Genomic DNA, 23,718 nt, shown 5'->3' with positions numbered 1-23,718 from the left:
CACGGCCGAGATCCTAACGATGACCAATATGAACCAGATCATCCGCCGGGTTGCCGCCGCCGGGACCGTCATGGTCCTGGTCGGGTCGCTGGCTGCGTGCGAAGGCACGCGGCACCAGCTGCTCGACGCTGCAACACCGGATTTGATTAGTCCGAGCACCGCGACGTCGTCTGACGCCGCCGACGCCCTGCGCGTCGGCGCGCTGGCGCGCGTCCGTAACATCACCGCTGGCGGCGAAGGCGCCTGGTTGCTGGGTGGCCTGCTCGCCGACGAGTGGAAGTCGTCCGACACGTTCTCGCAGCGCAATGAAACCGATCAGCGCACGGTTCAGGAAAGCAACGCGAACGTGCAGTCGATGTACCGCGAGATCCACCGCGTGCGCAACTCGGCACGCGAAGCGATCAACGCGCTGAAGCAGTACAAGCCCGCGCCGGCGTGGGGCATTAGCCAGATGTACTTTGCGATGGCTCTTGCCGAAGTGGAGTTGGCTGAGTCGTTCTGCAACGGCATTCCGCTGTCGGATGCCAGCACTGGCTCCATCGTGTATTCGGCGCCGCAGACCAACGCCGCCATCTACGCGCTGGCCAAGGCGCACCTCGACACGGCACTGGCCAACGCAACACCGGCGACGGATGCCGGTGCGGTGGCGATCAAGAACTCCTCGCTCATCCTGCAGGCTCGGGTGCTCGTGGAACTCGGTCAGTTCAGCGCCGCCGCGGCTGCCGTCAATGGCATCCCGACGTCGTTCTCCAGCCTGGTCACCACCTACTCGCTCACGTCGGGCGACAACCAGATTTGGAGCTTGAACAACAGCGCCAAGCGCTGGACGGTGGGCGACAGCATGGATGCGTCCGGCGTCATCGGCAACGCGATTCCGTTCGCGTCGGCCGGCGATCCGCGTTTGAAGGTGACGGGCACGACGCTCGGCACGTCGTCGCTTGGCCGTGGTTTTGACGGCTCGACGAACTTCATTGTGCAGAACAATTGGGGCCGCAGTGACGCCACGAACATCGTGAGCGGTCTCGACGCGCGCCTCATCGAAGCGGAAGCGGCGCTCAACGCGAACAACATCTCGGGGATGATGACCATCCTCAATGCGTTGCGCACCGCACCGCCCCAGATCGGCATCAACGCCGCCACGGCTGTCACGCCAGCGGCGATGGCAACGCTCCCCGACCCGGCCACGCAGACGGCGGCGGTGGATCTGTTCTTCCGTGAAAAGGCGTTCTGGACGTTCGGCCGCGGTCAGCGGTTGGGCGACCTCCGCCGCCTCGTGCGCGTCTACGGCCGCACGCAGGACAAGGTCTTCCCGGTGGGTACGTTCTTCAAGGGTGGCCCGTACGGCACCGACACGAACTTCCCGGTGACGACCGACGAATACAACAACCCGAACTTCACGGGTTGCATTGACCGCAAGTCCTAAGCGATTGATGGCAGGGTAAAGGAAAGAGCCGGCCGGGGCAGGTGCCCCGGCCGGCTCTTTCTATTTGTGCGCTCACAAGGTGCGAAGGCTAGATCGTATTTGGTCGTTTGCGGTTTACGGTTAACCGTTAACGGTTAACGGCTAACTGTAAACGACCGAAAACGAGCAGTGCCCCTATTGCCCAATCCGCGCCCGCAACGCGGCCTTCCACTCCGGCGTCGCCGTAAACAAATCATCCGGAAACGCCCGCCCACGCACCATCGACGAAAAGATCGGTCCGCCTTCGTACGTGTTGAGCCCAGTCCCGGCCAAGTACTGCAACCGCAAGTTCCGGTCACGATTGATCTGCGCGTCGGCTACCCACGTCTTGAGATCGCTCGCGGAGGCTGCAAACGTGCTGAACAAGTCGAGCGGCGACTGGAACCCCACCTCCATGAGCGACGCGGCAACCGCAGCGTACTTGGGGTCGCGCATGCGCTGCTCGAGCGCCGGAATATCAATCTTGAGTGGTTCGTTCTGGCCGAGCAACACCACGTCGTAGCCTTTGCCTTCCATGTTGTTCGCCCACACGGTGCCGGTGGGGAACACCGCGAGAAAGGTGGCCACTTCGCTCTTCACGGCCTCGAGGTTGCTCTCGTAGAGCGGCACCCACTGCGTGACCACACCGCCTGGGTTCAGGTGCGCCTTGACCGCCTCGAAATATTCCTTGGTGTAGAGCGCCGCCGCGCCTTTGACCCACGGATGAATGGGGTCGGAGGTGATCACGTCGTACTTGTCGCGCGTGGTGAGAATAAAACTGCGCGCGTCGTCAAAGGTGATCTCGGTGCGATGATCGTGCATCACATCGTTGTTTTCTTTTTTGAAGTAGGTGCTCACCACCTGCGGAATCAACGGCTCAATCTCGCAAATGGAAATGTGCTCAACGCCAGGGTAGGGGACGAACGAACCCGCCGTCACGCCGGCACCGAACCCGACGATCAACACGGACTTGGGGTTCGGATGCACCAGCGCCGGCAGGTGCGCGAGCATCCGTTGGAGCTTCATGTCCTGCGAGAGGTTCGACGCTTCCACCTTGCCCGCCACGTGGAACTGCGTGGCGCCGCTGCTCTTGAGCGTGGCTACGGCAATGGACGAGTTCATCCCCTCGCCCACGTACACCACGTCGAGTTGGCCGAGCCAGGTCACCATGTAGCGCCCATACGCGACCAACAGCGCGGGTACTTCGGCCACGCGGGGGACGATGGCAACGGCGCCTACGAGCGTCGTGACGAGCGCCGCCTGCGCCGCGATGCGCGTGGAGAACAGTTCGCTCGCAAACAACAGCAACGCAGCGACGGCAGACACAATCACCAGCGCCTGCGATGCACCGTGTGTGCCGACCTGCGGAACCAGCACGAGACTGAACAGCAAGGCACCAATAATCGCGCCCACGGTGTTGGCCGCGTACACGCCGCCCACGAGGCGGCCGGAGTCCGCTTCACCACCGGCCACTGCGGCGAGGGCGAGCGGAAAACTCGCGCCCCAGAGCACCGCGGAGGGCAATACGGCCCAGGCAGCGCGCGTGACGTCGAGGTGCATCGTGAACACAGGGCTGGGCGCCAGCGACGGGTTGATGGGCCAATACGGGAGCACGTCGGCGATCATCCACGCGCCGTAGGCCACCATCACCATCTGCAGCGCCTGCACCCAACCAAAGGCGAGGCGCGGATTGCGCAGCCGACGCGCCATCGCCGAGCCGCCAGCGCTCCCAATGCCGAGCCCCGCGAGAAAGACCGCGAGAATAATGGAGAACGTGTATGTGGAAGCGCCGAGCATCAACGAGAGCAATCGCGTCCACACGACTTCAGCACCCAATGCCGCCAAGCCTGAGAGCGCGATTCCCACGTACACCACCCAGCGGAAGGGCAACGCGGCCACACCGCCAGCACCGCGGCCCACAAACGAGACGTCAGCCACATCGGGGGCAATCTGCGCCACACTCGGCGCATTCTTTGCCAACAACCACGCGGCACCGGCTACGGCGGCGTTGAGCGCGGCCGCAACAAATGTGGCGGTGGAGAGATCGTAGCGGCGCAGGAGGTAGAAGCCAGCGAACATCGCGCCAATCACCGCGCCCGCCGTGTTGCCGCCGTAGAAGAACCCAAGCCACGACACACCGCGCGGCGACGACTCAATCCAGCGCGCGATGGCGGGGAGGGTGGCCCCCATGAGAATCGTGGGGGGGAGTAGGCAGAGCGCAGCCACCACGGCTCGCATCACAATCGCTCCGGCTCCGTGCCCAACCGCGGGCGAGTAGAGCGCCCCTACCAACGGCACCAGCCCGAGCACGAGCAAGCCAATCACGCCAATCCCCAACTCGAGCGCGGCATACACGCGCAGCGGATGATGGTGCGTGGGAAGTAAACGGGGCAGGGCGAGACTGCCGATGCACATCCCACCCATAAAGGTGGCGAGCAGCACGCCGAGCGAAATGGCCGAAGAGCCGATCACCAGCTCGAGGAGCTGGAACCAGACCACTTCGTAGATGAGGGCGCAAAGTCCGCTGCCAACAAAGAGCAGGAGGAGCAGCGGGAGCGCGTTACTGGCGGGAGCGGCGGCGGAGGCGGATTGGCGTGTGGACATATGTAGACGATACGCACTCGCCGCCGAAATTGCTTATCCCGCCTACACGCCTGCGGCCGCTGCGGCGGCGGCGAACTCAGCGACGATCTGCGCGGCGGGCTCAATGGCGTGAATGCCGGCCACGCTCCGCCCCGCCTGCCAGTATTCGGCCTCCCCCACACCCTGATTGAGCGACGTCTTCATTTTGCGCACGGCATTGAGCGCGAACCAGGTACGCGCCCAGCGCTTGGTCCGGCGGCCGCGCAGCATCCACCGCGCAAAGGGCCCCGCCTTGGTGCCGAGTCGGCGCACGTAGTCCGTGGTGATCACGCTCACGGGAACGCCCGTGAGTCGTTCGGTGAGTGTGATGTCCGATTCCACAGCGTTGACAATCGCCTGTTTGTAGGCGTCGCTCGCAATGCACTCCGGCGTGGCAATGAAGCGCGTGCCGAGCTGCACGCCCGCATAGCCGAGTGTGAGTTGCTCCACAAACTCCGACGGTTGTCCCACGCCGCCGGCGGAGACGAGCGGCACGCCGAGTGACGCAAGGTCTTCGAACAGTTGCTGCGGGGTGGCACCACCCGTGTGGCCGCCGGCACGATTGTTCACCGCAATGAGTCCGTCGGCGCCACCGTCGAGCCCCTTGAGGGCCCAGCGTTTGTCGGTCACGTCGTGGTACACCACGCCGCCCACGGCGTGCACACGGTCGCACACCCACTTGGGATTCCCAAGCGACGTGATGAAAAAGCGGACGCCTTCTTCGAGTGCAATATCCACCCACTTCACCATGCGCTCGTGGTAGAGACTCGAGCCCGCCTCAACCAGCGCATTGAAGCCAATGGGTTTGTTGGTGAGTTGGCGAATGCGACGGAGCCCTTCGCGGTATTCGTAGCCGTACACATACGTGAGCGAGATGGGCTGCACGATGCCAATGCCACCCGCTTCACTGACGGCCGCGATGAGTTCCGGATTGCTGCACGGATACATCGGACCGCAAATGAGCGGTACTTCGATGCCGGCGTGTCGAGTAAAAGCGGTGGCAGTCATGATGTTTTGGTGGGCCCGAGACGCCAGCGGACTGTGGCGCGCGCTACGAGCGCGCCCGATTCGTCGGTAATGTCGGAGGTAAAATCGTACTCGGCTTCCACCGTGAGGTCGGGGAGTGTGACGCGGCTTTCGGCGGTCACGGTGCCGCGCGCCTTCTTGAAATACTCAATCGACAGCTTGGTGACGATGCCGCGATACCCCGGTGGGAGCATCGTCATCATCGCACCGCCACTCGCGAACTCAGCCACGTTGATCAGTGCCACGGCGTGAATGGAGCCCAAGTGCTGTTCCAGCCGCCGGCGCTGGCGGATGCTGATGCGCGCGTGCCCCGGTTCAAGGACTTCGACCCGTGGATTGACCGAGCCGGTGTAGGGCACCATCCACTTCACGAGCTGCGTGAACAGCCACCGTCCGCCGGGAAATCGGGAGAGGGCACGGTGCGTGCTGAGCAGGCGCTGGCCGGGCGAGTCGTTTCTTGGCATTCGCAGAACTTATCTTATTGTGGTCTCGTTCGCTTCCCCCGCGGCAACTGTGCCTGCGGCGAAGGTGGCTGTCCCCCTTTTTGCGTCCAACCGATGTCCGCCTCTGCTCCGATTACCCCGCCAGTTGCCCCACGCATTCCGCACGTGACCGTTCTGCACGGGGAAACCCGCGTGGACGATTACTCCTGGATGCGCGACCGCGAGAACCCCGAGGTGATCGCGTATCTGCGCGCGGAGAACGACTACACCGAGGCCATCACCAAGCCGACCGTGGCACTGCAAGAGGCGCTCTATCAGGAGATGATCGGGCGCCTCAAGGAAGACGACAGCCGCCCACCCGAGCGTCGCGGCGACTGGTGGTACTACTCGCGCACGGAACAGGGAAAGGCCTATCCCATCTTCTGCCGGAAGCGCGGCACCGTGGATGCGCCCGAGGAGATCTATTTTGACGAGAACGCCGAGGCGGCGGGACTCGAGTTCTATAATCTCGGCGGTTTCGAAGTCAGCCCAGATCACCGCTGGCTCGCGATTCTCGAGGACACCAACGGCTACGAAGATTTTGTGTTGCGCGTGCGCAATCTCGAGACTGGCGCCTGGCTCGTCGATCGCATTGAAAAGCTCGCCTTTGGACTCGCGTGGGCGAGCGACAATCAGACGCTCTTCTATTTGACCACGGACGACGCCAAACGTGCGGACCGCGTCTGGCGCCACGCGCTCGGCGACGCGCGGTCGAGTGACGTAGAGGTGTACCACGACTCCGACGTGCGCTTCAATGTTGGGGTGGGGCGCACGCGTAGCGGCGCGTACCTGTGCATTTCGAGCGCGAGCTTTACCACCAGCGAACTGTGGCTGATTGACGCCTACCAGCCGAGCGCCGCGCCGCGCGTGGTGGCGCCGCGAGTGACGGATGTGGAGTACGATGTGGCGCACGGCGGTGCGTGGCTTTACATCACCACGAATCGCGATGGCGCGCGCGACTTCAAAGTGATGCGCGCGCCGGTGCAGGAGCCCAGCGCGTGGGAAGAATGGATGCCGCATCGCCCCGGCGTGTTCGTGGAAGGGATTGATGTGTTCGCGCGCTACGTGGTGGTGCAGGAACGCCGTGCCGGCCTGCGCCGGCTGAGTGTGACGGCGCTCGCCGATGGCGCGCAGCACGACATCGCGTTCCCCGAAGCCGCGTACGGCGTGGACTTGATGCGCAATCCGGAGTTCGATCAGCCCGCGCTCCGTTTTCTGTATTCGTCGTTCGTGACGCCGCCGACGGTGGTGGATTACGACCTCACCGCGCGCACCCGCGTCATTGTGAAGCAGGATGAAGTGCTCGGTGGCTACGATCCCTCGCAGTACGCCATTGAGCGTGTGATGGCCCCCGCGCGCGACGGTACACTCGTGCCGGTCTCGATGGTGTATCGCACCCCGTTTGTGCGCGACGGCGCTCGGCCGTTGCTGCTCTACGCCTACGGATCGTATGGCTACACGATGGAGCCAACCTTTGCGTCGGCTCGCATGTCGCTCGTGGACCGCGGCGTGGTGTTCGCCATTGCCCACGTGCGAGGCGGGCAGGAGATGGGGCGCGCCTGGTACGACGACGGCAAGATGCAGCACAAAATGAACTCGTTCACCGATTTCATCGATTGCGCGGAGTATCTGCTCGGCGAGCGCTACACCTCGCGCGAGCGGCTTTCGGCCAACGGCGGGAGCGCTGGCGGCTTGCTGATGGGCGCCATTCTCAACCTGCGCCCCGATCTTTGGAAAGCCGTGGTGGCCGACGTCCCGTTTGTGGACGTGATCAACACCATGCTCGACGATTCCATTCCGCTCACCGCACAGGAATGGGAGCAGTGGGGAAATCCGCACGAGGCGGAGGCGTATGCGTACATGCGTCGCTATTCGCCGTACGATAACGTCGAGGCCAAGGGCTATCCGAGCCTCTTGGTCACGAGCGGGATCAACGACTCACGGGTCGCGTTCTGGGAGCCCGCCAAATGGGTGGCGCGGCTCCGCGCGCTCAAAACCGACACGAATCCGTTGCTACTCAAGATGCATCTTGGGGCTGGGCACGGCGGAGCGAGCGGGCGCTATGAGCGGCTCAAGGAAACAGCCTTTCGGTTTGCCTTTATTCTCGACCAAACGGCAGTGACGGCCACGCCGTAGCGGCGTGCGTTCGCCGCGTTCGGCGAGAAGCACGATGTTACGCGGAACATCACAAAGCTGATATTAGCGATATATCGAACATAGTATATTTGTGATTCAACTTTTCGGGGTGAGGGGTCGATGCTCCGAGTGATGCGTGTATCCGGTCCTCGCCCTGCTTTCCAATCCCGCCTGTCCGGCGGGGGGATGTTGCGCGCACAGATCGGCGTCCTGACCGGCGTGTTGACCGGCGTGTTGACCGGCGTGTTGACCGGCGCCCTGACCGGCGCCCTGACCGGCGCCCTCCTAGCCGTTGCCGTCCTGGCACCAACGCCGCTTCAGGCACAGAAGAACTGGACGCTGGGCTCCCCGTCCACCCTGGTGGAGCAGGTGCAGGGAAAGCCCGCGATGGTCGAACGCCTTACCTCGCTGGGGTACGAGGTGTGGCATTTTGGCGAGAGCTGGGTCCGCCTCGGCTCCCGCGAAGATCGCGTGGTGGGCTTTTTCAACGCCGGGTCGCTCAAGGTGCGCATGGCTCCGGGCGCCGACACCACGCGCGAAGCCACCTTCACCGTGGGCTCCTCGCGCGACGATCTGCTGCGGCTTGAGGGAACCCCGACCGCCGTGCAGGAGCGCGCCGACGTTGGTGAGCAGTTCCTGCGCTACGGTCGCGCGGTGGTGCGTGTGAATGTGGCGGACAGGAAAGTCCGTGCCTGGGACGATCCCGCGCGCACCCTGCACGTGCGCGCGGCAGGCGCAGTGGCGCAGCACCTCGCCCCACATCCCACCGCCCCGGCGTCGCTCTCCGCAACCGCCACGCTGGTGGACGACGGCAACGACGGCGTGCTCGATGCCGAAGAAGGTGCCGTCGTCACCGTGGTGCTGCGGAACGACGGCAAGGGGACCGCATACGGTGCCACGCTCGCCATCACGTCGCCGGGCGCGCACGCGGCCGTGCGCATCGTTTCTGCCGCGCGCGCCGACTCGATTCTCCCGGGCCGCTCCGTCACCCTCCGTGCGCAGATTGCCGCCGGTGCCACGGTCGGCGACGGCGAACTACCGCTCGATGTGACCGTGCGCGAGGACAACGGCTTTGATCTCGACCCGCCATTTCGCATCGTGGTGCGTACACGCGCCGCGCGCGCGCCGCGCCTTGTGCTCGACGGCATTGGCGTGGCCGATCAGTCGGGGAACGGGCGCATTGAGCCGCGCGAGATTGTGGATATCACCGCACGCATTGCCAACCGCGGAGCGGGGGATGCGCGCGAGGTGCGCGTGACCATCACGCCAGGCGCGGGCGTCCTCCTCACCCCCGAAACGGTCCGCGACGTTGCGCTCGGCACACTGCACGCGGGCGAGGTGCGCGACGTGCACCTCACCGCGTTCACCAACTCGCGCGCCGACGGCTTCCCGCTTTCGCTTTTGGTGCACGAGGCGCGCGAACGCTTTGATACCACGTTCGTGCTGCCACTGGCGCTCGATCGCCCGCTCGCGAGTGTGCCCGATCTGGTGGTACGTGCCCGCGACACGCGCGCCGTCACCGCCTCGCCGCCGCTCGTGGTGGACGTGGACAGCGGCATTCCCCGCGGACGCGAACGGCGCAACGTGGTAGCGGTGGTGCTCGGCGTGGAACGGTATCAGCATGCGCCAGCCGTGCCGTTCGCGCGGCGCGACGCCTCGGTGTTCCGCGAATACGCCACACGGCTCTTTGGCATTGGCGACGACGCCGACCGTCTGTTCTTCCGCACCGACGACGAACTCACCGGCAGCGAACTGCGCAAAGTGTTCGGCGCCGGCGGATGGCTCGCACGCCGGGTAAGCGCCGAGACGGACGTGGTGGTCTATTACGCCGGTCACGGTGTGGCCGATCTCAAGACGCACGCGCCCTATTTGCTCCCTAACGATGCCGACGCCAACTATCCGGCGCAGACGGGATACGCGCTCGACGAACTCTATCAACGCCTCGCCGCACTCGGTGCGCATTCGGTGACGGTGTTCATTGACGCCTGCTTCAGCGGCGGCACGCGCGAGGGCGGATCGCTCTTTCCTGGCGCGCGTGATGTGCTCGTGAGCGTGGAACATCCGGCACTGCGCAGTGAGTCGATGGCGGTGTTCACGGCATCCGGCGCAGACCAACTCGCGAATGTGTCCGCCGACGAACGGCACGGTCTCTTCACCTACTGGCTCCTCAAGGGGCTGCGCGGTGGAGCCGATGCCGACACCGATCGCCGCGTGACCGTGAGCGAGCTCGAACAGTTTCTGCGCGCCAAGGTGCCGCCGCAGGCCGCGCGGCAGGATCGCGAGCAGCTGCCGCAGGCCTTGGCGCGAAATAAAGGGCGCGTGTTAGTGGAGCTGCCATGACGGTGCGCCACGAAGGGCTCCCGGTGCGGTTGCGCGTGATGTTACTCACTGCGGCGTGCTTGCTATGCTCGCTCGCGGGGACCATCCGTGCACAGGGCACGTGGGTCGAGGTGGAGCGCTATGAGCCGTTGGTGGGATCGCGCTCATCCGACGACGTCAAACGCGACGCGCTCTACGGTGCGATCGCGGAGGCCGTGCGTCGCGTCGCTGGTGTTCGCGTGCAGGGGACGGAGTTTTCGTCGCGTACCGATTCTGCTGGACGTGTGGTGGACCATTACGCTGAGGCAGTTCGCCTCGATGCTGCTGGGCGCGCGACGGGGTGGACAGTTGTCAAAGAAGAGTGGAGCGCCGCCAAGCCGGGCACGAAGAGCGCCGCGGTGGTGTATCACCTCATTGTGCGTGTGCGGGTAGAGCGCGAGGCTGGCACAGCGGACGCGGGCTTCACGGTGCGTGTGCAGCCCAACAGCGACCGCTTGCGTGTGCGCGGTGCCGATTTGAAGGGGAACGACGAGTTGGTGGCGCGGATCACGGCAACCAAGCGCGCGACGCTCACGGTAGTGATTATTGTAGATGACTCGGTGTTCGTGCTCGCGCCGAGTGCGTATGTGGAGGCGCCAGAAGCGGCGCCGGGTGCGACGGTGGAAGTGCCGGATGCCGCCTCGCGAGAGGCGGGCATCCGCTTCCGGGCCGCGTTGCCAGCCGGTGTGGCATCGCGTTCGGAGCTGTTGGCGGTGGTCGCAACCCTGCGGCCAGTGCCGCTGTTTTCCGGTGCTGGGAATGGTCAGGGGCGCGATACCGGCGTCCTGACGCTCGGAGAGTTCAATAAGTGGCTGGTGGGGATCCCGCTGGACCAGCGGGCGGTGGCTCAGGTTGCCATTGAAGTGCAGAAGGTGCCGTAGGCGACCGATACTACAGTAGAGAAACCGTGGAGGGACGGTGAGACAGTCATGGGGAGTACTGGGATTGGCCGTATTGGCGATGTCGTGTGCGTCGGCCCCGACGCTTGAGGAGGGGCCCGCGAGCGCGCGCACGTTGAAGGCCATGCCGAATTGGTATAAAAAGCCACCGGCGAGCGACAACAAGTACGTCTATGCGCCGGCGACAGCGACGTCGCAGGATCTGCAGGTTGCGGTCAACAAGGCGCAGGTCGAAGGGCGTTCGGTGTTGGCTGCGCAACTCGAGGTCAAACTCGGCGCACTCACCACGCGCGCGACTGAAGAAGCGGGCGTATTGGGCGACGCCACGCTGCGTGATGCGTACTCGCAGGTCACGAAGGCTGCCGTGGCTTCCGTGCTCGTGGGAACGCGGGCCAAGGAGCAGCAGTTTGCCATCGAAGCGGGGCAGTACCGCGTTTGGGTGCTGATGGAACTGCCGTTCCCGGTGGCGGGCAAGCGGTTCTTAGATCAGCTGAAGAGCCAGGAGCAACTGTTCGAGCGCATCCGGAACACCGAGTCGGTGAAGGCGCTCTACGAAGATGTCATGAAATACGAAGGCACCGGCGGCGTGCGGAAGCCGTAGTCACGGCGCGGTGCAGAATTGAAAACGGCGGCGCGGGGAATTTTCCCCGCGCCGCCGTTTCGTTTTCCAGCAACGACCGCTAGTGCCCTTCGTCCAGTGCCTTGATCTCTTTGATCAAGTTGCCCAGCACGCCCTTGGCATCGCCGTACATCATGAGCGTGTTGTCCTTGAAGAAGAGCGGGTTCTCAACGCCGGAGAATCCGGTGCCCTTGCCGCGCTTGATCACGTATACGGTCCGAGCAGTCCACGGCCGGAAGATGGGCATGCCGTAGAGCGGGCTGCCCTTGTCGTCTTCGGCGTCCGGATTCACGATGTCGTTGGCGCCGATGATCACCGCGATGTCGGCGGTGTTGAGCACGCGGTTGGCGTCATCCACGTCGGTCAGCAGGGCGCCGTAGTCGATGCCAGCTTCCGAGAGAATGACGTTGAGGTGTCCGGGCATACGGCCGGCCACCGGGTGAATGGCGTACTTCACGTCGCCACCCTTCTTCTGGATGAGCTCGTGCAGTTCGCGGCACACGTGCTGCGCTTGTGCCACGGCCATGCCGTAGCCCGGGATGATCACCACCGAGCCCGCGTAGGCGAGCTGGAGTGCCGCATCTTCCGGCGTGATGGTCTTCGACTCGCGGGCCTCGCCAGCCTTCTTGGCGCTGCTCGCAGGGGTGGCGCCAAAGGCTCCGAAGATCACGTTGGCAAAGGACCGGTTCATGGCCTTCGACATCATCATCGAGAGGATGAATCCGCCCGCGCCCTCGAGCGCGCCAGCAATGATCAGCACGTTGTTGCCAATCGCAAAGCCGGTCGCCGCGGCCGCGAGGCCGGCGTACGAGTTGAGCAGCGAGACCACCACTGGCATATCACCGCCGCCAATCGGCAGCACCATCGACACGCCAAGGAACAGGGCGAGGCCCACCATCGCGTAGAACGCCCAGGCTGTTTCCGGGTGGAGTACCAGCATCGTGAGGCAGCCAAACGCCACTGCCATCAACAGCAGGTTGAGTGCGTTCTGTCCCTTGAACGTGATCGGGCGTCCCGTAATCAGTTCCTGCAGCTTGCCGAACGCCATGAACGAGCCCGTCACCGTCAGTGCGCCGAACAGCACTTCAAAGCCGAGCGCCGCTGCCGTGCCGCCGGTGAGTCCGGGCGTGAGCCCTTCAGCGCCGGGCGCATACGCGTGGCGGTATTCCACGATGCCCACCAGCGTCGCGGCAATCGCACCAAAGGCGTGTGAGAACGCAATGAACTGCGGCATCGCCGTCATTTCGATCTTCATCGCCATCGGATAGCCGGCCGCTGCGCCGATGACCAAACCGATAATGATCCACTGATACGTGATGATCTCATGGTTCAGCAGCGTGCCCACCACGGCGAACAACATGCCGAGGGCGGCCTGCTGCATACCGAGTCGCGCATCCGCTGGGCGCGTGAGCGACCGAAGGCCAAGAATGAACAGAATCGAGGCCACGAGGTACGAACCCTGCACAAACAAATCCTGCGCGCCCATCGCAGCGGAGGAATCGGCGACGAGAACCAAAAGTCCGTAGGTCACTTGGCACCTTCCGTCGTCGCGGACTTCTTGGGACCGCCGAACATCGCGAGCATGCGGTCGGTAATCAGGAAGCCGGCCACCACGTTCGTCGCCGCGCAGATCACCGCAATGAAGCCGAGGATCGTGGAGACCTTCCCGTACTGTCCGCCGGCGGCGACGATCGCGCCCACGAGCGAAATGCCGGAGATCGCGTTGGTCGCCGACATCAACGGCGTATGGAGCAGGGGCGGGACTTTCGAAATCACGAAGAAGCCGATGAAGCCCGCGAGAATAAAGACGTAGAGCTGGAAGATCTGGGTCATGATACGGCCTGTCCCTCGTGCGTCACCAGCATCGGGCCAGTGATCTCGTCCGTGGCGTCGAGCACAATCCCGTTGTCCTTCGTGATGTGCTGGAGGAATGTGAGGAAGTTGCGGCTGAGCATCTGCGACGCATGGAACGCCGCGGTGCTCGGCAGGTTGAGCGGGCCGAGGACGGTGACGCCGTGGGCGACGACCGTTTCGCCGGCCTTCGTAAACGAACAGTTGCCACCGGTTTCAGCCGCGAGGTCTACAATCACCGAGCCCGGCTTCATGCCGCGCACCGCGTCTTCGGGGATCAGAATCGGCGCTTTGCGGCCCGGAATCGCGGCCGTGGTGATCACGAGATCCATCTGTTCGAGATGTTTGGCGATGGCGGCCTGTGTGAGGCGCGCATCTTCCTCGCTCTGCTGCTTGGCGTAGCCACCGCTGCCTTCAGCGGAGGCGGTGAGCTCAATCTTGAGCGGCGTGGCGCCGAGCGACTGAATCTGCTCCTGCGCTGCGGGGCGAACGTCAAAGCCGCTCACCAAAGCGCCGAGGCGCTTGGCGGTGGCCATCGCTTGCAACCCAGCCACGCCCGCGCCAATCACAAAGCACTTGGCCGGTGCGAGCGTCCCTGCGGCGGTTGAAAGCATCGGGAGCATTTTGGGGAGCGCGCCGGCGCCCATCAGCACGGCTTTGTAGCCGCTGACGGTCGCCTGTGAGCTCAGCACGTCCATGGACTGCGCGCGCGTAATACGCGGCACGCGCTCCATGCCGAGCAAGGAGATTTTGCGACCAGAGAGGGCCGCAAGCACGTCAGGCTGACCCGCGGGGGCCCAATAACTCACAAGCGCGCTCCCCTCGGGAAGCGCGCGGCATTCGGCGGTCGTCGGTGGCTGCACCTTGCAGGTCAACCGAGCACCGGTCACGACGGCGGCAAAGTCTGCGGCAATCGTCGCCCCGGCGGCCTCGTACTGGGCGTTAGAGAAACCGGCGGACAGCCCGGCATCCGACTCGACGGCGACCGTTGCCCCGGCCTTGACGAGTTTGGCGACGCTCTCAGGAACCAGGGCCACGAGCGCTTCGCGCTCGGCACGTTCCCGTGGGACAGCTATATGCATGGATCGAACGGGTTCGAGGGTCGGTTTTGGGCGCGCACAGCGAGCAGCGCGCCGATACGGCTACAACCCCTAAATCTACAGTACGGGGCTTGCTCACGACAAATGCCGAGATGCCCTTCGTTGTGTCAGCGTTCTCCCCACAAACGGCCGCTTCGGCGGGCATTTCCTCTGATTGTCTCCGGACGTCCCAGGGGCGATTGTTCACCGTCACAATCCTGCCGCCACCGCCTACTCGGTACGTCTGCCATGCATAAGGAAGTGCTGGACCCCGTTGCGAGTCGCGCACTCGTCCCCGAGCTCGCCGCGACCCGTAACCCCAACGTCTGGGTCTATAAGTACCACGACGCTGCCAACGGTTGGACGCTGAGCATTGCCACCCACGCGGAGCCCGGGTCGCACAAACTCTCGCTCGGCGGCTTTCGCATTGCGCCGGAATCGCGCACCTCGGCACCAGGCTTTACGCCGGACCGCGAGGCCATTGGTCTTGCGATGGGAATGGAAGAAAAGGTGCACTGGTCGCGCGTCATCAAAGTCGGCGGCCCGCTCGCCGTGCGCGACATGACGCGCATTGTCGGCGGCAAGTGTGTGCTCGTCCCCGCATCCGATTCACGCGTGGGTCAACCCCGCGATGCGGCAATGCTTGATTGGGCCGTCGCGTGCTTAAAAGACATGGAAGCGTCGGCTGGCATCTATCTCACCACGGGGCAGGACCTCGGGCACGGCACGATGTTCGACGGCGTGACGCCCTCGCTGGCGTATCTCAATGCGCGCTACAAGGGCAGCGTCGTCGCCGATACGTCAAAGCCGACGGGCGAAGGCAACTACCAACTGCTTCACGGCATGCTGCGCGCGCTCGGCCGCGACATGCGCGGTGCCACCGTGGGGCTCCTCGGCTGCGGCAATATTGGTATGCATATGCTCGAGTGTCTGCGCACCGCCGGAGCGACGGTGCTCGCGATGGAAGCGCGTGAGGAGCGTCGTGCCGAACTCGAGGCGATGGGGATTCGCACGTGGGGCAAAGACGACAAAGTCGCATTTCTCGCGCTGCCCATGGATGCCGTTGCGGTCAACGCCGCTGGCGGCACGCTCGACGCAATTGCGGTGCAGGCGTGCGGTGCCAATCCCCGTCTCCGCGTGGTGTGTGGATCCGAGAACATGGTGATGCCGGATGCCGCACTCGCACTCCAACTGCGCGACGCCGGCAAAGTCTACGCGCCCACCGAACTCGGCGGGATGATGGGCTATCTCACCGCCGTCGAGGAATACATGGCGCACCTCGTCGGATTGCCGTTCGACGTGCACACCCTGTACGAAGCGGCCAAACGGCTTGAAGTGGCCGGCTTTGAAGCCACCGAGCGCGTGCGCACGGGTGGGTTCGTCGAATCGTTTGAGGACGCCGTGGTGGGACTTTACGGGGATGTGGTGTAGCGGTCGCAGCGCGTGCTTGCACTGAGGCGCGCGCTGCTATTGAAGGCCTTATCGCTGCCGGAACCGCGCGATCGCCGCGCGCGTGAACGGACTCAGCACGAGCGTACCGCTCATCCGCGCGCGGTCCGCGAGCAGGGCATCCCATCCCTCGGTACCGGCCCAAAACGCCTCCTTCATGAGGCGCATCGCATCGGGGTTCGACCCGGCGAGCGTGGTGGCCAGCGCGTCCATCTGCTGGTCAAGCGCCGCTTCGTCCGCCGCCACCGCGGAATACAGACCGTGCTGGGCACACCACTCGGCGCTCCGCCAATCCGCGTCCACCGACATGGCGCCGAACGCCGCTAGGCCAATCTTCTTTTCGATGACCGGCCCCACCACGAACGGGCCAATCCCCACGGCGAGTTCGCTGAGCTTGGCCGGGGCCGTCGCCACGGCAATCGCATAGTCGGAGGCCGCAATGAGCCCCACGGCGCCGCCGGCCGCTTTGCCGTGCACTCGCGTGACCACGAACTTCGGCGCGCGGATCATCGCAAGAATGACCCGCGCGAATCCACTGAAGAACTCGGCGCCGGCGTCGGGCGTGTCCACCGCCACGAGTTCATCAAACGAGGCGCCTGCACAGAACGGCCCGCGGCCACCACTGCGGAGCACGATCACCGTAGCCTCAGGGTTGCGCCCCTCCGTCTCCACCGCGCGTGCGAGTTGTGCGAGCAGGGCGGCGGGGAGCGAATTCCCCTTGGGGTGCTCAAAAGTGATGGTCGCGACGCCCGCGTGGTGCGAGGTCACGACTCCACCGGACGCAGCGGAACCTTGGTCGTGGGCCGTCATAGCAGGGATTGGTTCGATTGTCGAAAGACTGGAAGAACTCTAGATTAGTGGAATGATGCCGAATCCCCCAGAACTCGCCAGTGGTGCGTCCGCCGAAGCGGCCCGCGATGTAGCGCGCGAAGCCGCCTTTGACGCTCGCATCGCCGCCGGCGAGTCCATCGAGCCCAAAGATTGGATGCCGGAGCGCTATCGCAAACAGCTCATCCGGATGATGTCCCAGCACGCCCACTCGGAAGTGGTCGGGATGCTTCCCGAGGGGAACTGGATTACGCGTGCGCCGAGCCTGCGCCGCAAGATGTCGCTCATTGCCAAGGTGCAGGATGAAGGCGGGCACGGGCTCTACATCTACTGCGGCACCGAGACGCTCGGCGTAGACCGGCACGACCTCGTTGAGCAGCTGCTCAATGGCACCGCGAAGTATTCGAGCATCTTCAACTACCCGACGTTGAGTTGGGCCGATATGGGCGTCATCGGCTGGCTCGTGGACGGCGCTGCGATCGTGAACCAGACGATCCTCGCCAAAACATCGTACGGCCCGTACGCCCGCGCGATGATCCGCATTTGCAAGGAAGAGAACTTCCACAAGCGTCAGGGCTACGAGATTGTGGCGACCCTCGCCAAGGGCACGCCAGCGCAGCGGGCCATGGTGCAGGATTCCGTGAATCGCTTCTGGTGGCCGTCGCTCATGATGTTTGGGCCGTCGGATACCAACTCGCCCAACTCGGGTGAGCTCCTGCGCTGGAAGGTCAAGCGCAAGACGAATGACGAACTCCGTCAGCGGTTTGTGAATCTCACGATTCCGCAGGTGCAGGCCGTGGGACTCACGGTGCCGGATCCCGATCTCACGTACAATGCTGCCACTGAGGAGTGGGAGTTTGGCGCGATCGATTGGGCGGAGTTCAACGAGGTGATTCGTGGCAACGGTCCGTGCAACCGCGAGCGCATTGCGGCGCGACGCGCGGCGCACGACAACGGACAGTGGGTGCGCGAGGCCGCGACGGCTCATGCGGAGAAAAAGATGACGCACAAGACGGAGGCCGCATGACCGACAGCCAGTGGCCGCTATGGGAAGTGTTCACGCAGGGTGACCAAGGCGAGCCATTCGAGCATGCCGGCAGCGTGCACGCCGCCGACGCCGAGCAAGCGATGCAGAACGCACGGGACGTGTACGCACGCCGCGGCGAAGCCATCAACCTCTGGGTTGTCCCAGCCGCGGCCATTGTCGCGTCTGCTCCGAGTGACGCCGGCCCCTTTTTCGATCCCGGCAACGACAAAGCCTATCGGCATCCGCAGTTCTATAAAGTGCCCAAGGGAGTGAAAGTCTTTTGAGCGCCACGTCGCCCGCAGGACCGCGCTCGACCTCTGTCGAGAATCCGCTGTTTGAGTTTCTCGTGCGGCTCGGTGACGACCGCCTCGTGATCGGCCACCGCATGGCCGAGTGGTGCGGTCACGGCCCGATTCTCGAGGAAGACATTGCCCTCGCCAATATCGCGCTCGACTACACCGGGCAGGCGTCGGCATTGCTGGCGCTTGCTGGAGACGTCGAAGGGAAGGGGCGCTCCGATGATGCCCTCGCGTATTTCCGTGACGAAACCCAGTTTCGCAACGCGCAGATCACCGAACTGCCCATTGGGGATTTTGGGTTCACCATCGTCCGGCAGTTCCTCTTTGATTGCTATAGCGTCCTCGTGTGGGAAGCGCTCGCGTCATGCGGCCACGCCACGCTGGCTGGCATCGCCGCCAAAGCGATCAAAGAAGACACGTATCATGTGCGCCATTCCAGCGAGTGGATGCGGAAGCTTGGCGATGGCACAGCCGAGAGCCACGCGCGTGTGCAGGCGTCGCTCGACGCGCTGTGGCGCTACACGGGTGAGCTGTTCGAGCGTGACGCTGTTGATGATGCCGTCGCCGCGCTGGGCATTATTGTGCCCCACGACGCACTCGCGGCGCGCTGGCGTTCGCTGGTGGACGGCGTGCTGCGCGAGGCCACGCTCGTGGTGCCGGCGGCGCCTGGGCCGATGGTCACGGGTGGGCGTCGCGGACGCCACACCGAGCATTTAGGGCACATGCTCGCTGAAATGCAGATTGTGGCACGGTCGCATCCCGGCGCCAGCTGGTGAGCACCCCCGCGCTCACGCGCGATGAGCTGTTCGGCATTCTCGAAGAGGTCAAAGACCCCGAGGTGCCTGTGATCAGTATCGTGGAGCTTGGGATCGTGCGCGACGCAGTGGCAGGGGACGGCGGCGTGACGGTGACGATTACGCCGACGTATTCGGGCTGCCCGGCGATGCGCGTGATTGAAGACGACATCCGTGCGGCCTTCTCCGCGCGCGGCGTTCACGAGGTGCGCATCAGCACCGTGTACTCGCCCGCGTGGACCACGGATTGGATTGGCCCCGACGCGCGCGAAAAATTGCGAAAGTTCGGCATCGCCCCGCCTGTGCCCGTCGAGGCTGGTGGGCTCGTGACGCTCACGCGCCGCCGTGCGGCGGCGGTGTGCCCGTACTGCGGATCGCGTGACACGGTATTGCAGAGTGAATTCGGATCCACCGCGTGCAAGGCGATTCACGTCTGCCGTGGCTGCCGCCAACCCTTCGACGAGTTCAAGCCGCTATGACCGACACCGCACTCGAAGAAGGGTTCTTTGGATGGTGGCATGCCGGCACCCCAGCGGCACGCAAAGCACTGATGGCGGCGGCGTTCGGCTGGATGCTCGACGCGTTCGACGTGATGCTCTATGCGATGGTGCTCGCCTCGGTGATCACGGACCTTGGCCTCACCAAGCCGCAGGCCGGGTTGATGGGGTCAGCGACACTGCTGGCGGCCGCTGCGGGCGGCATCTTCTTTGGATTCATTGCCGACAAATTCGGACGCACGCGCGCCCTCATGGCGAGCGTGCTCCTGTACTCGGTCTTTACGGCGATGTGCGGGCTGGCGCAGAACCTCGCGCAGTTTGCGGCCTGCCGCGTGCTCCTCGGGATCGGCATGGGCGGCGAATGGGCGAGCGGTGCGGCGCTGGTGTCGGAGCACTGGTCGTCCAAACACCGCGGCCGCGCGATGGGCTTGATGCAGAGTGCGTGGGCCATTGGCTACGGCGCCGCCGCGATTGTGACGTGGATTGTGCTGCCGCGCTTCGGATGGCGCGCGGTGTTCTTTGTTGGCGTGCTCCCGGCGTTGCTGGTGTTTTGGGTGCAGCGCAACGTGCAAGAACCGCCGCTTTGGCTCGAGCGAAAAGCAAAGCGCGCCAAGGATGCCGCCGACCGCGCTGCGGGTATTGCCGTGCCGAATGCGGACGCGATTACACCCGCGCCTGGGTTCCGCGATCTCTTTCGTGGCCCGTTACGCCGCATTACGATCGCCGTCACGTTCATGAACGCGTGCACGCTCTTCGGCTGGTGGGGGCTCAATACGTGGATCCCCGCGTATCTCTCGTTGCCCACCACGCAGGGTGGCATTGGGGTGAGTACGGCCGTGATGAGCGGGCTCGTGCTCGCCATGCAGGTGGGGATGTGGTTCGGCTACATCTCCTTTGGCTACATCGGCGACGCGGCCGGCCGCAAACGCACCTACATCTCGTTTTTGTTGATGGCGAGTGTGCTGTTGCCACTGTACGGCGCCATGCGATCGCCCGTGGTGCTCTTGGCCCTCGGACCGCTCGTGGCATTCTTCGGGACGGGTTATTACAGCGGCTTCGGCGCACTGACGGCCGAGATTTACCCCACGGAGATTCGCGCCACCGCCCAGGGGTTCACGTACAACTTGGGGCGCGTGGCCAGTGCGGCGGCGCCCTTTATTGTCGGAACATTGGCTGCCTCGCGCGGGTTCTTTGCGGCCTTTGCCGTGAGTGGCGCGGCCTTTCTGCTGGCGGCGCTGGCCTGGCGCTGGATTCCGGAGACGCGGGGGCGGGAGCTGGCCTAGGACGCGGTCACGCGACGGCCGAACGTGGCTCTTTTTCCTAAAGGGTTGCTCGCAGGATTATATTTATAAGTTGTCGATCTCCTGCTCCCCGGACTGTTCCACCAACTCGCTCCTCCCATGCACATTCTGGTCGTTGACGATCACGATTTCACGCGCTCGATGACCGTGCGCCTGCTGCACGACATCGGCCAAACCGATATCGCCGAATGCCGCGATGGCGCGGAAGCGCTGGTCTCGGCGCGAGCGCAGCGCCCGGATGTCGTCCTCAGTGATTTGAATATGCCGGGCATGGACGGCATGACATTTATTCGTCAGTTAGCCAAAGAAAAACTCACGGATTCACTGATCATTTTGTCCGGACTCGAACTCAGCGTGTTGCGCGCCGTCGAGTCGCTGGCGGTGGTGTCGGGGCTCCGCGTGCTCGGAGCCGTGGCGAAACCCATCCGGAAGGACGCGCTCGCCTCCATGTTGCACGCGCACAATAATCCGCAGAGCGCGTCGGGAAACGGCGGCGACATCGATCTCGCGGGGCTCGAGCGCGGTATTGCGATGGAGCAATTCAAGGCGTGGTATGTGCCGATCCTCGATGTCACGTCGCTGCGTACGGTGGCGCTTGAGGCCGTGCCGCGCTGGGAATCGCGCGAGTACGGAACCCTCATGGGCATCACCGCGCTGGCCTCGGTGGATCGTCTCGCCGCCGCGCCGGAAGCGGCCAAACAGATCGTGCGCGATGCGATGCTCGGTGCCGCGCTCTGGCGTCAGATGGGATGGCGCGGGACGGTCATCGTGCCACTTGGCCTCGGGGCCCTCCGCGACGACAATTTGCTCGACTGGATTCACGCGCAGGCGCGAATCAACGGCATTTCCGGTCATGCCTTTGCGATTGCGCTCGAGGGTGCTGCATTTACCGAAGACGCGGGCACGGCGGCCTTTGCGTTGGCGCGCGCGCTGATGCACGAGTTCGCCGTTACCGTCCATCTCCGGACGCCGGAAGACCTCGCCGCCATGAACCTCCTCACGGCGAGTAGCACCATCACCTGCCCGGCGAGCTGGGTATCAGATCCAGTGCTCCTGCATCGCGTCCACGAATGCGCGAGCCGGATTCGCGCGGTGGTCGGTGTGACCAACGTGGATGAGGCGCGGCTGCTCGACACGATGCACGAAGCGCGGGTTCATCTGGTGCAGGGGGCCGCGGTCGGCGAGCCGTCTGGCGCGGCGGAAACGTACGAGACGCACTTGCGCGTGTCGGGCTGAGACTCGTCGGCATGGACCCGAACTATCTGCTCGACCTGACCGACGACAATCGGACCATCACGAAGGAAATCCTTCTGGACTTCGTGCGGAGCGATGCGGCAGACCGCGCGAACCTTGCTGTCGCGCATCAGGCGGGCGACACCAAGGCCCTGAATATGCTGGCGCATCGCATCAAAGGGGGCGCGCGGTCCATCGGTGCCGTGGAATACGCGGCAATCGCCGAGGATATTGAGAAGGGGGCCCTTAAGGGAATCGAGTTTCTGCGCGGCGACGTCGAAGCGCTGGAGCGGGCCGGTGTGGCGCTCGCCGCATGGGTCGCGCGGTTCCAGTAGTTTCGCTCTATACCGTGCGCGTTTTCCAGCGCCCACGCGCAAACAATGCGCGGCTGATGAGCGCGAGGAGCGAGTAGGCCACCGCCACCGCTATGAAGATCCCGCGGAATCCCGCCGTGGTGTGCTCGGCGAGAAGCCAGGCGAACGGAATCTCAAACGCCCAGAATACCGCCAAGTTGATTAATGTCGGCGTTCGCGTGTCGCCGGCGCCGTTGAACGCCTGTGTGTACACCATGCCGAGCGCGAACATCGGAAAGCCCAGCGCCATCGTGCGCAGGCCGAACGAGGCCACGTCGCGAACAGCCTCGTCATGCGTGAAGGCCGCGATTAACCAGGGCGCTCCAATCAAGAACAGCACGCCGACGATTCCGAGAAACCACACGTTATAGCGCGCCGCGGTTCGAACGGCCTGTGCGGCGCGATTGGGATTTTGGGCCCCGAGCGCTTGGCCGACCATCGTCGCGCCGGCGCTTGAGATGCCAAACGCGGGCATGAGCGCCAACATCATAATGCGCACCGCGATCGTGTAGCCAGCCATCGCCACACTGCCAAAGCTCGCCATCACGCGGACGAGTCCAATCCAACTCACCGTGCTCACGGTGAACTGAACCGTCGCGCTCACCGACATGCGTGCGAGCGTCTGAATCGTGTTCCACTCCACGGTGAGATGCCGACGCTTCACCGCGAGATGGCCCGACCCACGAGCGAGACGCGAGAGCGCAAACACCACGCCCGTGCCGCGGCCAATGGTCGTGGCCACGGCGGCACCCATCACCCCCAACTTGGGGAAGGGTCCGAGTCCGAAAATGAGAACTGGGCCCAGCAAGATGTTGATCCAGTTCGCGAGCCAGAGGACGCGCATCGCGACGGCCGCATCGCCGGCGCCGCGAAAGGTCGAGTTGATGATGAACAGGAGGAACGCCGAGGAACTGCCGCCCAACATCACGCGCGTGAAACCGGTGCCGGTCGCAATCACGGAAGGTGACGCCCCCATCAGCGCCAGCAGCTGTGGCGCAAACACGGCGCCCGCTACAGCCAGCACGGCAGACGCGAAGCCGCCAAGGAGGATCGCTTGCACGGCGCCTCGCGCCGCCGCGTCGGCATTCTTTTCGCCAATGCGCCGCGCGACGAAGGCCGCACCGCTAATGCTGAGCCCAATGGCCACCGTGTAGATGATGATCATCATCGTCTCGGTGAGTCCCACGGTGGCCACCGCATCGCTCCCCAACCGACCGACCCAGAACACGTCGGCCACGGCGAAGAGCCCTTCCATGATCATTTCCAGCACCATCGGCACCGCCAACAGAAATATGGCGCGGCCAATGTTGCCTTCGGTGTAATCGTGGTGCGAGCCACGGGTGGCGTCGCGCAAGTCGCGCCACCACGAGTGGGTGTCGGGCAACGCCAATTCGGCGGTGGACCCGCTGGGCTTGTGCACGGGG

At 64.4% G+C, this 23,718-nt stretch carries 21 protein-coding genes; 13 read left to right on the top strand and 8 right to left on the bottom strand.

The features are described 5' to 3' along the window. Positions 1-19 precede the first annotated feature (19 nt). Positions 20-1,423, top strand: coding sequence for a hypothetical protein (locus NTZ43_07640; GenBank protein ID MCX5767078.1), 1,404 nt, complete (start codon positions 20-22; stop codon positions 1,421-1,423). A 174-nt stretch (positions 1,424-1,597) separates the two neighbouring features. Here NTZ43_07640 and NTZ43_07635 read toward each other — a convergent pair whose 3' ends face one another. Genes NTZ43_07635 through NTZ43_07625 form a run of 3 tightly spaced genes read right to left on the bottom strand, consistent with a single transcriptional unit; the run spans position 1,598 to position 5,553 of the window. Next, entirely contained in the window at positions 1,598-4,045 is a 2,448-nt protein-coding gene (locus NTZ43_07635) for a fused MFS/spermidine synthase (protein MCX5767077.1), read from the bottom strand. Between the two features lie 42 nt (positions 4,046-4,087). Then, on the bottom strand, positions 4,088-5,071 hold the full coding sequence (locus tag NTZ43_07630) for a nitronate monooxygenase (GenBank protein ID MCX5767076.1): 984 nt from the start codon (positions 5,069-5,071) through the stop codon (positions 4,088-4,090). Further along, on the bottom strand, positions 5,068-5,553 hold the full coding sequence (locus NTZ43_07625; protein ID MCX5767075.1) for a hotdog fold domain-containing protein: 486 nt from the start codon (positions 5,551-5,553) through the stop codon (positions 5,068-5,070). The genes NTZ43_07630 and NTZ43_07625 overlap by 4 nt, the downstream gene beginning before the upstream one ends. Positions 5,554-5,646: 93 nt before the next feature. On the opposite strand from NTZ43_07625, the gene NTZ43_07620 reads away from it, so the two are divergent. The 4 genes from NTZ43_07620 (at position 5,647) to NTZ43_07605 (ending at position 11,565) form a co-directional block, all read left to right on the top strand. Next, complete coding sequence (locus NTZ43_07620; GenBank protein MCX5767074.1) at positions 5,647-7,707, top strand: S9 family peptidase; 2,061 nt, start codon at positions 5,647-5,649, stop codon at positions 7,705-7,707. Between the two features lie 186 nt (positions 7,708-7,893). Beyond that, entirely contained in the window at positions 7,894-10,047 is a 2,154-nt protein-coding gene (locus NTZ43_07615) for a caspase family protein (protein MCX5767073.1), read from the top strand. Then, entirely contained in the window at positions 10,044-10,946 is a 903-nt protein-coding gene (locus tag NTZ43_07610; protein ID MCX5767072.1) for a hypothetical protein, read from the top strand. The genes NTZ43_07615 and NTZ43_07610 overlap by 4 nt, the downstream gene beginning before the upstream one ends. 37 nt (positions 10,947-10,983) lie before the next feature. Beyond that, positions 10,984-11,565 (top strand): LPP20 family lipoprotein, encoded by a 582-nt coding sequence (locus NTZ43_07605; protein MCX5767071.1) that lies wholly within the window; start codon positions 10,984-10,986, stop codon positions 11,563-11,565. 79 nt (positions 11,566-11,644) lie between these two features. Here NTZ43_07605 and NTZ43_07600 read toward each other — a convergent pair whose 3' ends face one another. From NTZ43_07600 to NTZ43_07590, 3 genes are read right to left on the bottom strand one after another with little or no spacing between them, the layout of a single operon-like run. After that, entirely contained in the window at positions 11,645-13,069 is a 1,425-nt protein-coding gene (locus NTZ43_07600; GenBank protein ID MCX5767070.1) for an NAD(P)(+) transhydrogenase (Re/Si-specific) subunit beta, read from the bottom strand. Positions 13,070-13,110: 41 nt separating this feature from the next. Next, positions 13,111-13,416 carry an NAD(P) transhydrogenase subunit alpha gene (locus NTZ43_07595; protein ID MCX5767069.1) on the bottom strand — a complete coding sequence of 102 codons (306 nt, stop codon included), beginning with the start codon at positions 13,414-13,416 and terminating at the stop codon, positions 13,111-13,113. Further along, positions 13,413-14,516 (bottom strand): NAD(P) transhydrogenase subunit alpha, encoded by a 1,104-nt coding sequence (locus NTZ43_07590; GenBank protein MCX5767068.1) that lies wholly within the window; start codon positions 14,514-14,516, stop codon positions 13,413-13,415. Before NTZ43_07590 ends, NTZ43_07595 begins: the two co-directional genes overlap by 4 nt. Before the next feature lie 246 nt (positions 14,517-14,762). Here NTZ43_07590 and NTZ43_07585 point away from each other — a divergent pair, with 246 nt between their 5' ends. Next, positions 14,763-15,944 (top strand): hypothetical protein, encoded by a 1,182-nt coding sequence (locus NTZ43_07585; protein ID MCX5767067.1) that lies wholly within the window; start codon positions 14,763-14,765, stop codon positions 15,942-15,944. Positions 15,945-15,992: 48 nt separating this feature from the next. On the opposite strand, the gene NTZ43_07580 is transcribed toward NTZ43_07585, so the two are convergent. Beyond that, positions 15,993-16,772, bottom strand: coding sequence for an enoyl-CoA hydratase/isomerase family protein (locus NTZ43_07580; GenBank protein MCX5767066.1), 780 nt, complete (start codon positions 16,770-16,772; stop codon positions 15,993-15,995). A 55-nt stretch (positions 16,773-16,827) separates the two neighbouring features. Between NTZ43_07580 and paaA the strand changes: the two genes are divergently transcribed. The 7 genes from paaA to NTZ43_07545 all read left to right on the top strand — a co-directional run bounded on the left by paaA (position 16,828) and on the right by NTZ43_07545 (position 22,276). After that, positions 16,828-17,817, top strand: coding sequence for a 1,2-phenylacetyl-CoA epoxidase subunit A (gene paaA, locus NTZ43_07575; protein ID MCX5767065.1), 990 nt, complete (start codon positions 16,828-16,830; stop codon positions 17,815-17,817). Next, positions 17,814-18,101, top strand: coding sequence for a 1,2-phenylacetyl-CoA epoxidase subunit B (gene paaB, locus NTZ43_07570; GenBank protein ID MCX5767064.1), 288 nt, complete (start codon positions 17,814-17,816; stop codon positions 18,099-18,101). The genes paaA and paaB overlap by 4 nt, the downstream gene beginning before the upstream one ends. Further along, positions 18,098-18,892 (top strand): phenylacetate-CoA oxygenase subunit PaaC, encoded by a 795-nt coding sequence (paaC, locus tag NTZ43_07565; GenBank protein ID MCX5767063.1) that lies wholly within the window; start codon positions 18,098-18,100, stop codon positions 18,890-18,892. Before paaB ends, paaC begins: the two co-directional genes overlap by 4 nt. After that, a complete protein-coding gene (gene paaJ / locus NTZ43_07560) occupies positions 18,889-19,389 on the top strand; it encodes a phenylacetate-CoA oxygenase subunit PaaJ (GenBank protein MCX5767062.1) in 501 nt (166 codons plus the stop codon). Before paaC ends, paaJ begins: the two co-directional genes overlap by 4 nt. Then, positions 19,386-20,690, top strand: a complete 1,305-nt coding sequence (locus tag NTZ43_07555) for an MFS transporter (GenBank protein MCX5767061.1) — start codon at positions 19,386-19,388, stop codon at positions 20,688-20,690. Before paaJ ends, NTZ43_07555 begins: the two co-directional genes overlap by 4 nt. Before the next feature lie 117 nt (positions 20,691-20,807). Beyond that, on the top strand, positions 20,808-21,944 hold the full coding sequence (locus tag NTZ43_07550) for a response regulator (GenBank protein MCX5767060.1): 1,137 nt from the start codon (positions 20,808-20,810) through the stop codon (positions 21,942-21,944). Between the two features lie 11 nt (positions 21,945-21,955). Further along, positions 21,956-22,276, top strand: coding sequence for an Hpt domain-containing protein (locus NTZ43_07545; protein ID MCX5767059.1), 321 nt, complete (start codon positions 21,956-21,958; stop codon positions 22,274-22,276). Positions 22,277-22,283: 7 nt separating this feature from the next. On the opposite strand, the gene NTZ43_07540 is transcribed toward NTZ43_07545, so the two are convergent. Then, positions 22,284-23,714, bottom strand: a complete 1,431-nt coding sequence (locus NTZ43_07540) for an MATE family efflux transporter (GenBank protein MCX5767058.1) — start codon at positions 23,712-23,714, stop codon at positions 22,284-22,286. Positions 23,715-23,718: the final 4 nt, after the last annotated feature.

The organism is Gemmatimonadota bacterium, assembly GCA_026387915.1.
Lineage (GTDB): Bacteria > Gemmatimonadota > Gemmatimonadetes > Gemmatimonadales > Gemmatimonadaceae > Fen-1231.
The sequence above is the reverse complement of the archived record's forward strand: the minus strand, read 5'-3'. Positions and strand labels throughout refer to the sequence as shown.

Coding starts and splice junctions, on each gene's coding strand:
- NTZ43_07640 (MCX5767078.1), top strand. CDS start 20: ATGACCAATATGAACCAGATCATCCGCCGGGTTGCCGCCGCCGGGACC.
- NTZ43_07635 (MCX5767077.1), bottom strand. CDS start 4,045: ATGTCCACACGCCAATCCGCCTCCGCCGCCGCTCCCGCCAGTAACGCG.
- NTZ43_07630 (MCX5767076.1), bottom strand. CDS start 5,071: ATGACTGCCACCGCTTTTACTCGACACGCCGGCATCGAAGTACCGCTC.
- NTZ43_07625 (MCX5767075.1), bottom strand. CDS start 5,553: ATGCCAAGAAACGACTCGCCCGGCCAGCGCCTGCTCAGCACGCACCGT.
- NTZ43_07620 (MCX5767074.1), top strand. CDS start 5,647: ATGTCCGCCTCTGCTCCGATTACCCCGCCAGTTGCCCCACGCATTCCG.
- NTZ43_07615 (MCX5767073.1), top strand. CDS start 7,894: ATGTTGCGCGCACAGATCGGCGTCCTGACCGGCGTGTTGACCGGCGTG.
- NTZ43_07610 (MCX5767072.1), top strand. CDS start 10,044: ATGACGGTGCGCCACGAAGGGCTCCCGGTGCGGTTGCGCGTGATGTTA.
- NTZ43_07600 (MCX5767070.1), bottom strand. CDS start 13,069: ATGGGCGCGCAGGATTTGTTTGTGCAGGGTTCGTACCTCGTGGCCTCG.
- NTZ43_07595 (MCX5767069.1), bottom strand. CDS start 13,416: ATGACCCAGATCTTCCAGCTCTACGTCTTTATTCTCGCGGGCTTCATC.
- NTZ43_07590 (MCX5767068.1), bottom strand. CDS start 14,516: ATGCATATAGCTGTCCCACGGGAACGTGCCGAGCGCGAAGCGCTCGTG.
- NTZ43_07585 (MCX5767067.1), top strand. CDS start 14,763: ATGCATAAGGAAGTGCTGGACCCCGTTGCGAGTCGCGCACTCGTCCCC.
- NTZ43_07580 (MCX5767066.1), bottom strand. CDS start 16,772: ATGACGGCCCACGACCAAGGTTCCGCTGCGTCCGGTGGAGTCGTGACC.
- paaA (MCX5767065.1), top strand. CDS start 16,828: ATGCCGAATCCCCCAGAACTCGCCAGTGGTGCGTCCGCCGAAGCGGCC.
- paaB (MCX5767064.1), top strand. CDS start 17,814: ATGACCGACAGCCAGTGGCCGCTATGGGAAGTGTTCACGCAGGGTGAC.
- NTZ43_07555 (MCX5767061.1), top strand. CDS start 19,386: ATGACCGACACCGCACTCGAAGAAGGGTTCTTTGGATGGTGGCATGCC.
- NTZ43_07550 (MCX5767060.1), top strand. CDS start 20,808: ATGCACATTCTGGTCGTTGACGATCACGATTTCACGCGCTCGATGACC.
- NTZ43_07545 (MCX5767059.1), top strand. CDS start 21,956: ATGGACCCGAACTATCTGCTCGACCTGACCGACGACAATCGGACCATC.